The sequence below is a fragment of the Streptococcus mitis genome, from assembly GCF_000722705.1.
GTDB lineage: Bacteria > Bacillota > Bacilli > Lactobacillales > Streptococcaceae > Streptococcus > Streptococcus mitis_P.
The window spans coordinates 92182-105999 of record NZ_JPFW01000008.1; the positions used below are offsets into that span (position 1 = coordinate 92182).

Below are 13818 nucleotides of genomic sequence, written 5' to 3' on the forward strand. Positions count from 1 at the left end.
AGGGTGTCTCCATAGACTCACAACATCTCTAATGATTTTACCCTGATAGCAATAGACAGTTAAAAAGCCCTGAAATCAGCTAAATTTCAAGGCTTTCTTTATATGCTATTGTATCAATTTACTTATTCCGATTTCTGTTGCTACTAGTTTAATTGTCATCCTTCAATACTTTCCAAATCTTTTAACTTCACCGAAACAATTTTTGAAACACCTGATTCTTGCATGGTCACTCCATAGATGGAATCAGCCGCTGCCATGGTTCCCTTACGGTGGGTTACGACGATAAACTGGCTGTCCTTGTCAAAGCGGTTGAGGTAATCCCCAAAACGTTTGACATTGGCTTCGTCCAGCGCAGCCTCTACCTCATCCAAGATAACAAATGGGATAGTCTTAACTCGAATGATAGAGAAAAGCAAGGCTAGAGCCGATAAGGCTTTCTCCCCACCACTCATGAGGTTGAGAGACTGGATTTTCTTGCCTGGCGGTTGGACAGAAATTTCAACCCCAGCTGTCAGTAAGTCTCCCTCAGTCAAGATCAGGTCAGCCTGACCTCCACCAAACATCTGCTTGAAAGTCACTTTAAAGGACTCACGAATAGCCTCAAAGGTTGATTTAAAGCGTTCCTTAACCTCATCATTCATCTCTGTGATGGTTTCAAGAAGCAGGTTTTTCGCTGACAAAATATCATCTCGCTGGCTATTTAGGAAATCCAGACGGTTGTATACTTCGTCATACTGTTCAATAGCTTCCAAGTTGACAGGACCCAGTGAGCGAATAGCCTTCTCCAAATCCTTAACCTCTTGCTCTGCCAGATTGAGATTTTCCAACTCATGAGACTTTTCTAAAGCTTCAGTATAGCTAATCTGGTACTGGTCTGTTAATTGACTTTGTAAATGGCGCAAGCGCTCGCTGACCTTTTCTTTCTTGGCTTCAGCACGTGTTTGCTTGCGAATCCACTCTTCATTCTGCTGGCGAGCCTGTTCCAAATGACTAGCAATATCATCCAGCTGACCTTCTATATCATCCAATTCAAACTGCTTGCGAATCAAACCTTGCTGGAGGTTTGTTTTCTGAGTTTTGGATTCTTCAGCCTGCTGGGCTAGAAGCTCCGTATCAACCTTTTCAAGATTATCAACCTTTTCTTGAAGAAGGCGCTGGATTTCCTCTTGTTCGATATCTAAATTGTCCAATTCCTTGCCTAAACGCTCAATATCAGCCACTTCATAACGTTTTTGTCCTTGCAGTTCTGTCTTAAGCAGGCGTGCTTGCGCTAGCTCTTCCTGCAAGTTTTGATAGCGTTCTTGGATGGCGTTTTTGTTAGACTTAATCTCTTCAATCTCAGCTTCCAAATTTTGCTTATCGCTGGCGATTTTAGTAAGGCGTTCTTGGCATTTTTCCTTATCCGCTTGCCAATCTCCCTCAGAAAGACGATTTAATTCCTCTTCTTGGAGTTTCCAAAGAGTTTCCAGTTCTTCAACTTGCTGACTGGTCTGCTGATAAGCAAGCGATAAGCCTTGCTCCTGGATACGAGCCTGCTCTCCCTGAGATTTAATAGCTTCTAATGATTCGGTCAATCTAGCTATCTCATCTTGCAAGGTCTTCAAACTCGCTTCTTCAGAACGCAAGCTTGCTTCTTCTTCAGCAATTTCTTTTTGTAATTGCTCCAGTTCTGGCTTGATAAAAATACTGTTATTCTGGCGATTAGCTCCACCCGCATAGGAACCACCTGTACGTAACTCTGTCCCATCAAGGGTTACCATGCGAACCTGATAACGAACCTGGCGCGCTGCTACACGCGCATTTTCTACAGTATCAAAAATAGCCGTCGTAGCTAGCAAATTCTTGAAAATAGCTTCCAGTCTAGTATCAAAAGTAACCAGCTCATCTGCCATCCCAAGGAAACCTGGGCTTGCAGCGATAGCATCTTGGTTCTGACTAGAAATCGTACGCGCCTTGATCGTTGTCAACGGAAGGAAGGTCGCACGACCAGATCTGTTCCGTTTGAGGAAATCAATCGCCTTGGTTGCCGCATGTTCATCTTCTACGATAATATGCTGGCTACTCGCTCCAAGCGCAATCTCTAGAGCAGTTTGATAATGCACATCAAAGGTCAGGTGTTCACTAACTGCCCCAATAATCCCACCTAGACGATCTTTTTCTTGGAGGACACTCTTGACACCTGCATAAAAGTTGCTATGATTTCTCAAAATATTTTCCAAACTTTGGGCTCTAGCCTGCTTGTTTTTGAGACTATCCAGACGGTCAAAGAGTTGACTTTGTTGAACCTGATAGGAAACTTTCTGCTCCTCTTGCTCTTTGGCACAGACTTGGTAGTCGGCCAGTAATTTCTGAACTTGCTCCTTGGCAGTTTCAAGCTCTTCTTTTTGCTGACCAGCCTTCTCTTTAGCTGTAGCTAGTTGCTCTTTCAGCTTTTCTAGTTGATCTGCTTGTTTTTGAGAAAGCTGACGACTATTTTCCAACTCATTCTCAATACGGGTCAACTGGTTTGAGACATCTGCTTCTTCTTGTAAAAGGGTTACAAAGCGTTCACGTAGAAGCTCAATCATCTGATCAGGATCATCTGAAAAAGCTAGTAATTCAGCTTCTAAACGATTGAGTTTTTGATTATTTTGGACTAGATTTTCCTCTAACAGAGCTAAAGAGCTTTCCTTATCAGATTTTTCTTTGCTGAGAGAATTTCTCTTATCCTCCAAAGCAGCCAAACGGGCTTGTGCTTCCTGTTGATTGAGGGCTACTTGCTCAGATTCTAATTTCGATAGGGCTAATTTTCTCTCTAAATCACTAATCAGACTGGTCAAGTCCATCAAACTGCCTTGGTCTTTGGCCATTTCAGCCTGTAAATCTTGACGTTGCTTTTTAAGAGTTTGATTTTCTTCTTCTAATTTTTCACGCTTTTGGTAGTAGCTCGTCAAGAGTTCCTGAACCTGTGCTAACTCTTCTTCTGTCAACTCTAGTTCAGCCTTATTTTCCTTGATTTGAGCAACTAAAACGTCTAAATAAATAGCCTTGCGTTGACCTTCCAAATCTAGAAACTTACGGGCATTTTCAGCTTGCTTCTCAAGAGGCTTGATTTGATTATCCAACTCGTAGATAATGTCCTCTAAGCGGTCTAGATTATCCTGAGTTTGTTGTAGTTTGCTCTCAGTTTCTTTTCTGCGAGTCTTGTATTTTAAAACTCCAGCAGCTTCTTCAAAAATAGCTCGGCGTTCTTCAGGCTTGGAATTAAAAATCTCCTCAACCTTCCCTTGGGAAATAATGGAGAAGGAATCTCGTCCCAATCCAGTATCCAAGAAGAGGTCATGAATATCACGCAGACGCACTTTCTTGCCGTCAATCTTGTATTCGCTATCTCCACTACGATAGATATGGCGTTCCACCCTAATTTCTTGGCCTGCATCCTTGATAAATCCGTCATTATTATCCAGAGTCACAACTACAGAAGCATAATTGAGCGGTTTGCGACTTTCAGTTCCAGCAAAAATAACATCCGGCATCTTGCCCCCACGGAGACTCTTGACACTAGACTCTCCCAAGGCCCAACGCAGACTTTCTGTAATATTCGACTTTCCAGAACCATTGGGTCCAACGACTGCCGTCACACCTTGGTCAAAGACGACCTTGGTCTTATCAGCAAAAGACTTGAATCCCTGAATTTCGATTTCCTTTAAATACATGAATCCAGCCCTTTCTCAACGGCATTTTTGGCAGCTTCCTGCTCTGCTAATTTCTTAGAACGACCTTGACCTTGACCAATGCTCTTACCTTCAACAAGAACTTCTACATCAAAAACCTTATCGTGGGCAGGACCCGTTTCAGAAATCACCTGATAACGAATAGCCACATCCCCATTGACCTGAAGTAACTCTTGGAGATGGGTTTTGTAGTCTGTAATCATCTCAAACTCGCCTGCTTCAACCTTAGGAATCATAACCTGATAAATAAATTCCTTGACCTTGGCCACATCCTTATCCAAAAGAAGGGCACCGAGAAAGGCTTCAAAGGCATCACCAAGAATGGTGTCACGATTGCGCCCACCAGATTTTTCTTCCCCCTTACCAAGCTTAATAAACTGGTCAAACTGGCAATCACGCGCAAAACCAGCCAAACTCTCCTCGCGGACAATCATGGCACGGAGTTTAGACAAGTCACCCTCAGGTTTTTTAGGATATTTTTTATACAGATATTCTGAAATCAATAACTGTAGAACAGCGTCTCCTAAAAATTCCAAGCGTTCGTTGTGTGAAATTTTTAAGAGGCGGTGCTCATTAGCATAACTCGTATGAGTAAAGGCAGTCTCCAGTAACTTTTTGTCTGCAAATTCGATTGCAAAATGGTTTTTAAGTACAGTTTGTAATTCTTTCATACCAACCTCTTTCTAACTGATAACAGTCCTTTTTATTATATCAAAAAAAGCCCCCTGAGTCACTTTAAAACGGGACTGGAGGATATTTGGGCATTCTTTAGACAGAGTTTTTCAGTTTTATACTTCTTCAAACCACATCAGCTTCGCCTTAACGTACTCAAGTACTGTCTACGGCTAGCTTCCTAGTTTACTCTTTGATTTTCATTGAGTATTACGGACAAATTTAAAGCAGTGTAAAGAAAAAAACCCTAATAAAGGCTTTCTTAGGGTTTTTACATCCACCCTGAGGGAATCGAACCCCCATCTCAAGAACCGGAATCTTACGTGATATCCATTACACTAAGGGTGGAAACTTGTTTTATTATAACAAAAATTTGCTCTAATAACAAGTTTTTTTCTAGTGAGGTAGGCCGTCTTAGTGGGACGCATCCCCATTCCAGATGGAGTTTTTCACGATAACATAATCAACGTGTTTAAGATCAGCAACCTGACGTCCACCTGCATAAGAAATAGCACTTTGAAGGTCTTGTTCCATCTCAGTAAGTGTATCTTGCAAATGACCTTTAGCAGGAAGCAAAATGCGTTTACCCTCCACATTTTTGTAAGCACCTTTTTGATATTGTGAAGCTGAACCGTAGTATTCTTTGAACTGTTCGCCATCGACTTCAATCGTTTTTCCTGGGCTTTCGATATGTCCTGCAAAGAGGGAACCAATCATGACCATGCTGGCACCAAAACGGATAGACTTGGCAATATCACCGTGAGTACGAATTCCTCCATCAGCGATAATCGGTTTACGGGCAGCCTTGGCACACCAGCGTAGAGCAGCCAACTGCCAACCACCTGTACCAAAACCAGTCTTAACCTTGGTGATACAAACCTTACCAGGACCGATTCCGACCTTAGTCGCATCCGCACCCGCATTTTCCAACTCCCGAACTGCTTCTGGTGTTCCTACATTTCCAGCAATAACAAAAGTATCTGGCAACTCTTTCTTGATGTGTTGAATCATAGAAATCACACTATCCGCATGACCATGGGCAATGTCAATCGTGATGTATTCTGGAGCATCAGACTTGAGCTGGCTAACGAAATCATACTCATAGTCCTTAACACCGACAGAGATAGAAGCAATAAGCCCTTGCTCATGCATACGCTTAATAAAAGGAATACGTCCTGCCTCATCAAAACGGTGCATAATGTAGAAGTAACCCCCTTTAGCTAGTTGCTCTGCTACATTTTCATCCAAAATCGTCTGCATATTAGCTGGTACAACAGGTAGTTTAAAGGTGTGATTTCCTAAAGTGACACTTGTATCTGCTTCTGCACGGCTTTTAATGACACATTTATTTGGGATCAATTGAATATCTTCGTAATCAAAAATTGGAAATTCATTTAACATATCGATGTCTCGTTTCTTTTGTAATGACCTACCTATGCTCTCGCATCACTACGTCTTTTCCGACGTTTCCTTAATTTATTATAAACTAAAGTACAGTTTTTGTCAAATAACGTTATAAATTAAAAAATATAGTTCGGATTTTATTGTATAAATAACAAAAGAAAAAGGAGAGATTATCTTCTCCCCACTTCTTCTCTATCCTAATAATACTCACCCTGACGGTAGTCCCATGAGTTAAAGGTGTCTGACAGGTGCATCATGATTTTATCAATGTCCAGTCCTTTTCTGATTACAACTGGAGCTGGTGAAGTTGAGCGTGCTCCTCCTTGTTCTGGGATGAGTTTGCCGTCTTTATCGACCATAGAGACCATCACACCTTGCTCGTAGCGAGTTTCAATCGTTTTGTCCGGTTGGATGGATGCCACATAGTCGTCTGCCTCGATGACAAGATCCACTGCTCCTTCGATACGTTCTCCGATACCTTCTACCTTACCACGGTTTCCTTTTCCAGATGGGTTAGCTGATGAGGCATAGACCATTTTGCCTTCTTCCCAAAGTTTGGCAGCCAATTGTTCACCAGCTTTCCCAAATTTGATAACGAAACAGCTAGTACCACGAACGTCAGTCATAAGTTCTTCACGGCCATCCCCATAAGCTTTGAGTTTTTCAAAGGCTTCTGGTTTCCAAGGAAGGATACAACCGAGGAGAATATCTTCGTCCCAGTGTTTTTGGTAGAAGGCTTCAATTTCTGGGTTGAGTTGTGCTAAAGCGCGAAGCTCGTCCATACTACCGCAGAGAACAACACCTGGTTTGTTACGGTTACGTTCTTTGGCTGCGAACTTACGTTCAAGTCCTGCCTTGTCGCTAGTCATGATAATGTAACCAACTTTAGTAGGGCAAACGATACAACCGCCCTCACCTTTTAAAATGTCATAGCCTTCTTGTGAAAGTGTTCCGTTCCATTGAATGTGTTTTGTCATAGTTCTATTTCCTTTTCTATTTTTTCTAATCCTGCCAGTAGGCTGGTCGTTGTTTTTCATAGGCAGCAATCAAGTCTTCATACTGCAGGGTAATTCCGATATCATCCAAACCATTTAAGAGCTTGTGTTTCCATTCACTATCGATTTCGAAAGTGAATTCTCCAACTGGTGAGATGATTTTTTGTTGTTCCAAGTCCACAGTTACCTGGTCACTTGGTTTTAGCTGTGCTAGTTTCTCTCTAACCTCTCTAGCCTGAACAATAGGTAACATACCATTATTAAGTTCATTATTGTAATGAATGTCCCCAAAAGATCCTGCAATCACAACCTTAAAACCGTAGTCTGCTAGTGCCCAAGCTGCGTGTTCTCTCGAAGAACCTGCCCCAAAGTTATCCCCTGATATGAGGATAGTTGCTTTACGGTATTCAGGTCTGTTAAAGACAAAGTCTGGATCCTCAGTATACTTGTCATCCAAATAACGCCAAGCATACATGAGGTACTTACCAAAGCCTTTTTTATCAATTAACTTGAGAAACTGCTTGGGTAGGATTTGGTCGGTGTCGATGTTATCATTCATGAGAGGAACGGTCGTTCCTGTATAAACTGTAAATTTCTCCATATCCTCTCCTTACTGGGCTTCTGGCATTTGCCGAACATCTACGAAACGCCCTGCGATAGCTGCTGCTGCTGCCATGGCTGGACTGCAGAGATGGGTCTTAGCCCCAAATCCCTGTCTATCTTCAAAGTTGCGGTTGCTTGTTGAAGCGCAGTGGACACCATCAGGAACCTTGTCCGGATTCATTCCTAGACACATAGAACAACCTGGGTCTCTCCACTCAAAACCAGCATCCAGAAAGACCTTGTCCAAGCCCAACTTCTCAGCAGCTCGTTTGACAGGACGAGAGCCCGGAACTACGATAGCCGTTAAGTTGGGAGCAATTTTCTTTCCTTTGACAAATCGCGCAGCCAGTTGCAAGTCGCTGAGACGAGCATTGGTACAAGAACCGATAAAGATATAGCCTAGTTCAATATCAGCTGGCTTTTGACCAGGCTCCAAGTTCATGTAATTGTAGGCTCGTTCATCGTTCATATCCTTAATTTCTGGGAAACTACTGTCAAAGTCAACCCCCATAGCAGGATTGGTTCCCCAGGTCACCATTGGAGCCAAGTCTGAGACATCCATCTGGATAACCTTATCGTAAACGGCATCATCATCACTGACAAGGGTTTTCCAATCCGCCACAGCCTCTTCGAAGTCCTCTGGAATACACTCACGTCCCTTAAGATAATCATAGGTGGTTTGGTCCGGATTCATGATTCCCATCTTGGATCCAAACTCGATGGACATATTGCAGATGGTCATTCGCTCTTCCATGCTCAGTGCATCAATAGCTTGACCTCGATATTCCACCACGTAGCCGACACCACAGGCAACGCCGTACTTGGCAATCAAGGCTAAAATGAAGTCCTTGGAATAAACTCCTTTTTGAGGAACACCAGTGAATTCTACCAGCATTTTCTTGGGTTTAACCTGCCAGAGGGTCTGGGTAGCAAAGACATGTTCGACCTCACTGGTCCCAATTCCAAAGGCGATGGCTCCAAAAGCTCCGTGAGTAGCTGTGTGGCTGTCTCCACAGACGATGAATTTCCCTGGTTGGGTCCGTCCTGTTTCTGGACCAACCATGTGTACGATCCCTTGTTTTTCAGAACCGTGGGCCGCATGTTCAATCCCAAATTCCTCAACATTTTCAGCTAGCTTATCAATTTGAGCCTTGGAAATCACATCTCGAATATCATAGATATTGACTGTTGGGACATTGTGGTCAAAGGTTCCAAATGTCAAGTCTGGTCGTCTCAATCTACGACCTGCATCTCGTAATCCTTGAAAAGCCTGAGGACTGGTCACTTCGTGAATATAGTGCTGGTCCACATACATGAGTTGGGGTTGCCCCTCTTCTCCTGTGATGACATGACGGTCCCATAATTTATCAAAAATCGATTTTCCTGCCATCTATTACCTCCAAATAAAATATAAGGCTCCTAGTGTTGTCACCATCCCAAGAAACCAAACCGTTTTAAAGTACCATTTTCGAGTCTTGTGGTGAAAGGTGATTCCTGCTAACCAAGCTCCAAAACCACCACAAGTAAAGGCTAAAATGAGTAAGATTTTCTCTGGGATGCGCCAAACTCTTCTCCTTGCCTTAGATTTGTCAATGCCATAAATCAAGAAAATTATGACATTCCAAATCAAAAGGACTAGAGTAATTTTTTCGTCTAACTTCATAACCTTGCAATAATAGCTTCCGTCATTTCCTTGGTCGAAGCCTGTCCACCTATATCTCTCGTTAAAATGCCAGCTGCCAAACTGGCTTCTACTGCACGTTCGATACGCTCTGCATCCTCATAACGACCAAAACTGTCTCTAAGCATCATAGCAACAGACAAAATCATGGAAATAGGATTGGCAATTCCTTGACCTGCAATATCGGGTGCCGAACCATGAATGGGTTCATAGAGACTTGGACCCTTTTCAGAGTGACTGGCTGATGGCATGACTCCAAGTGTGCCAGATAGGACACTTGATTCATCAGATAAGATATCTCCAAAAAGATTCTCCGTCACGATGACATCGAACTTGGCAGGATTGGTAATCATAAGCATGGCAGCTGAGTCGACTAGCTGGTGCTCCAAGGTTACATCTGGAAAATCCTGCGCGACTTCCTCAGCTACTCTGCGCCAGAGTTTTGAGGTCGCTAGAACATTTTGCTTATCGATACTAGTAACGATTTTTCTCCGACTTCTTGCGATTTCAAATGCCTTACGAATAATCCGCTCTACTTCTTCATAGCTATAGTCATTGATATCACGTGCTTTTTGCTCTCCAAGGATATGGTCCCCAAAGTAAATCCCGCCTGTCAACTCACGCACCACGACAAAGTCTACACCAGCAATTCGTTCTGGTTTGAGTGGTGACAAATGCTTGAGACTGTCAAAGATTTTTACGGGGCGAATATTGGCATAAAGATTGAGTTCCTTACGGAGAGCCAGCAGTCCTTGTTCAGGCCGAACCGCTGCCCCATCATACTGGGGACTCCCAATAGCCGCTAGGAGAATGGCATCTGCTTCTCTACAAGCCTTAAGAGTATCATCAGGTAAGGGATGGCCTGCTGCATCAATACCTGCACCTCCAAAAGGTCGTCTGTCTATTTCATAGACAAAGCCTGTTTTTTTAGCTAGGGCTTCCAGAACATCTAAACCAGCCTCCATGATTTCTGGGCCGATTCCATCCCCTGCTAGAGCTACTATTTTCTTTGTCATAGCATCCTCCTTTACACACTAGGCATATCGCGGTAGGAAACACTGCGTCCCATCTCACCTGCATTCTCTTTTTGAACAAAGGTATTAGCATTGATGTAAGCAATAGCCGAAGCCTTCAACACATCGAAATCAAGACCTGCTGCGTTAAAGATGGTTTCTGTATCTCTGTTTTCAACAGTGACCAAGACCCGAGCCTGGGCATCAATTCCATCCGTTACCGCGTCAATAGTATAGGACACCAAGCGGACGGATTGGTTAAAGAACTTGTCGATAGCGTTAAAGATCGCTTCAACGGAACCTTGACCTGTCGCATTAAATTCAACTTTCTCACCATCCATATTGGCTAGGCTAACGAGTGCTTCAATGTCATTATCTGCATGAGTTTGAAGTTGTAAATCATCAAAGTGGAAACCTTCTGGGTTTTCAACCATGGTTCCAGCTACCAGAGCACGAATATCTGCATCTGTGATTTCTTGTTTCTTGTCTGCCAGCGCCTTGAACTTGGCAAAGAGTGGTTTGATATCCTCTTCTGAAAAGTCTAGGGCCAATTCTCTTAGTTTTTCAACAAAGGCATGGCGACCTGACAATTTTCCAAGAGGAAGGCTATTGCTCTTAACACCAACCAATTCAGGGGTGATAATCTCATAAGTAAGAGGATTTTTAAGGACTCCGTCTTGGTGAATACCAGATTCGTGAGAAAAGGCATTACCACCAACCACAGCCTTGTTTTTAGGAACCGGAATACCTGAGAAGCGAGAAACCATTTCTGACGTATTTATTGTTTCATTTAGGACAATACTTGTTTCTGCTTGATAGTAATCTTGGCGAATATTGAGGGCCACTGCAATTTCTTCAAGGGCAGCATTTCCAGCTCGCTCACCAATACCGTTGATGGTTCCTTCAACACGTCCTGCTCCATTCTTGACAGCAGCAAGGCTATTTGCCACTGCCATTCCGAGGTCATCGTGACAGTGAGGCGAATATATAATCTGACGATCTGTCTTAACATTCTCAATCAAGTATTTGAAGATAGCTCCGTACTCTTCTGGCGTGGTAAATCCAACCGTATCAGGGATATTGATATAAGACGCCCCTGCATCAACCGCTGTTTGAACAACTTGCAAGAGGAAATCCAACTCTGTTCTAGTCGCATCCTCTGGAGAGAATTCGACCACTTCAAACTTAGAACGTGCATAAGAGACATGCTCCTTAATAGCTTCCAAAATCTCTTCCTTGCTCTTATTGAGCTTATACTTGCGGTGAATCGGACTGGTAGCGATAAAAACGTGAACCTGTGGATACTTGGCGTCCTTGAGGGCCTCGTAACAAGCATCAATATCAGACCTGACAGAACGGGCCAAACCAGTCACTGCTGTTTTCTTCAAGACCTTAGCAATCTCCTGAACTGCCGTGAATGAATCAGGACTCGCCGCTGGAAAACCAGCCTCGATGGCTGAAATGCCCCATTTCTCCAGTTGCCTTGCAATGGCAATTTTTTCCTTGATTGAGAAGTTAACACCAGGTGTCTGCTCTCCATCCCGAAGGCTGGTATCTAGAAATTCAACTCTTCTCATAAGATTTCCCCTTTTCCAAATGTGGTTTTAAAAAAACATCTCGCTCAGAAACCCAAGCGAGATGTTGATTTACTCCCGCTTGGTAAGCCAAACAGGACTAATGCTTTTTGCACTAGCCCGAGTACCTCAACAACAAAGTAAATTGATTAAACTTAGCTGTTTTCATGTTTGACTTTCTCCTTCGTTTGATATCTTGTTTAGTATTTTAGCATAGGCACAAGCACTTGTCAAGAAAAAATCCAATATTTTCTGAAAATTTCTTCAGTAAAGAATATTTAGCTAATTGAAAGCTCGGGACTTTGACAGTTATGAAGTAAAAAAATCCTCATAAAGGTTGATATAAGAGCATTTTCTTGTCAAATTTTACCACTTTTTATTTGCGTACTTTGTTATAATGGAGTGAGGTATGAAAAGATGAGAGTTAAACAATCAAAGTCAAAAAACACTATCAACTACGCTATTATTAAAGATATCAAGGTTGGAAATAAACGGACTTCTACTATCATAGAAAACCTAGGCAATCATAACACAATCTTAAAAGAACATCCTGATATGGAACCTCTTGAGTGGGCTCGTTTACGTGCTAAGGAATTAACCGAGAAAGAAAAAGAAGAAAATAAAGATTTCCTCATTACCTTTAGTCAAAACAAACAGTTAAAACAAAATCAATTGAACGAATATCATGGAGGCTATCTCTTCCTACAAGACCTCTATCATCAATTAGATCTGCCTAGAATTAACAAAGAAATCCAAAAACGACATCGTTTTAATTTCTCTCTAGATGAGATCCTATCTCGCTTGATTTATGGACGGATTCTAGCTCCTGCTTCAAAACGATCTACCCTAGAATTTTCAAAAACATTACTCGAACCTAAAGAATTTGAACTCCAACATTTTTATCGGGCTCTTGAAGTTATTTCTAATGAAACAGAGTTTATACAAGAACAAACCTATCAAACTTCAAAAAAGATGACTCAACGACAGACAGAAGTCCTCTACTATGACTGTACTAACTTCTATTTTGAAATTGAAGATGAAGATGAGGAGGGGCTTCTGAGACAATACGGCCCATCTAAAGAACATCGCCCAAATCCAATTGTGGAGATGGGACTCTTTATGGACAAACAAGGAATTCCCCTAGCTTTCTGTATCCACCCTGGAAATACAAATGAACAAACAACTCTTAAACCATTAGAAAGAAAGATTGTCAAGGATTACAAGGCTTCAAAATTTGTAGTCTGTACAGATGCTGGACTCTCATCAAAAGCCAATAAGGTGTACAATTCTTTTGGAGAACGTTCCTATGTCACAACTCAATCTATCAAGAAGTTAAAGAAAGAATACAGAGATTGGGCTTTGGATAAAAGTGGTTGGCGAATGGTTGGGGATAAGAATCCTATCTTTTACAATCTGGATGAGCTAGAACACAGGGAGGAATTAAAAAAACAACTTTTCTTTAAAGAATCTCCTTTTTATGATGAAGACTTACCAAATCAACGCTTGATTGTGACCTTTTCTACTAAATATCAAGACTATCATCGAACGATACGAGAGAAACAGATTGAACGGGCTAGTAAGTTACTGGGCAAGCCCAGCCAAGCTACCAAGAAGAGACAAACCGATTTTAAGAGATTTCTGAAAGAAACAAGTACTACTAAGGAGGGGGAAATCGCCGAGAAAAGGATTCTAACTCTTGATGAGGAACGAATTCAGGAAGAGGCTCAATATGACGGTCTTTACGCTGTAGCTACTAATCTAGATGAAGATATTCAGACAATTGTAGCCATCAATCAAAGGCGGTGGAAAATTGAAGAGAGTTTTCGTATCATGAAGCAGGAACTACGAGCCAGACCAGTTTATCTCAGCCGTTCAGATAGGATTCAAGCACATTTCACTATTTGTTTCCTAGCACTAATGATTTATCGTCTCTTGGAAAAACAAATAGGAGAAACAGTCACCTGTTCAGAACTCATCCAAACCTTACGCAATTATAAGTTCAAACATCTTTATGGAGTAGGATATCTTCCAACTTACACCAGAACAACTATCACGGATCAACTCCACCAAGCATTTGGCTTCCAAACTGATTTTGAGATTATAAGCGAAAAAAATATGAAAAAAATTTTTAAAAAAACCAAATCTCGATAAAAAGTACGCATT

The 13818-nt window shown here is 42.1% G+C and carries 10 protein-coding genes and 1 tRNA gene; 1 reads left to right on the forward strand and 10 read right to left on the reverse strand.

Annotation, left to right across the window (positions count from 1 at the left end):
- Positions 1-155: 155 nt before the first annotated feature.
- From smc to SK642_RS05655, 10 genes are all read right to left on the reverse strand, one after another.
- Positions 156-3695, reverse strand: a complete 3540-nt coding sequence (gene smc, locus SK642_RS05610) for a chromosome segregation protein SMC (protein ID WP_033683768.1) — start codon at positions 3693-3695, stop codon at positions 156-158.
- Positions 3686-4384, reverse strand: a complete 699-nt coding sequence (gene rnc / locus SK642_RS05615; protein ID WP_000661480.1) for a ribonuclease III — start codon at positions 4382-4384, stop codon at positions 3686-3688. The genes smc and rnc overlap by 10 nt, the downstream gene beginning before the upstream one ends.
- Before the next feature lie 277 nt (positions 4385-4661).
- A tRNA-Arg gene (locus tag SK642_RS05620) sits at positions 4662-4733 on the reverse strand.
- Positions 4734-4799: 66 nt separating this feature from the next.
- Complete coding sequence (locus tag SK642_RS05625; protein WP_000931177.1) at positions 4800-5786, reverse strand: GMP reductase; 987 nt, start codon at positions 5784-5786, stop codon at positions 4800-4802.
- 200 nt (positions 5787-5986) lie between these two features.
- Complete coding sequence (locus SK642_RS05630) at positions 5987-6766, reverse strand: L-threonylcarbamoyladenylate synthase (protein ID WP_000160498.1); 780 nt, start codon at positions 6764-6766, stop codon at positions 5987-5989.
- 25 nt (positions 6767-6791) lie between these two features.
- On the reverse strand, positions 6792-7385 hold the full coding sequence (gene leuD / locus SK642_RS05635; protein ID WP_033683769.1) for a 3-isopropylmalate dehydratase small subunit: 594 nt from the start codon (positions 7383-7385) through the stop codon (positions 6792-6794).
- Positions 7386-7394: 9 nt separating this feature from the next.
- Positions 7395-8777 (reverse strand): 3-isopropylmalate dehydratase large subunit, encoded by a 1383-nt coding sequence (gene leuC, locus SK642_RS05640; protein WP_033683770.1) that lies wholly within the window; start codon positions 8775-8777, stop codon positions 7395-7397.
- A gap of 3 nt (positions 8778-8780) precedes the next feature.
- A complete protein-coding gene (locus SK642_RS05645) occupies positions 8781-9050 on the reverse strand; it encodes a DUF1294 domain-containing protein (protein ID WP_033683772.1) in 270 nt (89 codons plus the stop codon).
- The gene (leuB, locus tag SK642_RS05650; protein ID WP_033683774.1) at positions 9047-10084 is read right to left on the reverse strand and encodes a 3-isopropylmalate dehydrogenase; all 1038 of its coding nucleotides are present in this window, start codon (positions 10082-10084) and stop codon (positions 9047-9049) included. Before leuB ends, SK642_RS05645 begins: the two co-directional genes overlap by 4 nt.
- A gap of 11 nt (positions 10085-10095) precedes the next feature.
- Entirely contained in the window at positions 10096-11658 is a 1563-nt protein-coding gene (locus tag SK642_RS05655) for a 2-isopropylmalate synthase (RefSeq protein ID WP_033683775.1), read from the reverse strand.
- Positions 11659-12072: 414 nt separating this feature from the next.
- On the opposite strand from SK642_RS05655, the gene SK642_RS05660 reads away from it, so the two are divergent.
- On the forward strand, positions 12073-13806 hold the full coding sequence (locus SK642_RS05660) for an IS1634 family transposase (protein ID WP_033683777.1): 1734 nt from the start codon (positions 12073-12075) through the stop codon (positions 13804-13806).
- The last annotated feature ends 12 nt before the right edge of the window (positions 13807-13818 follow it).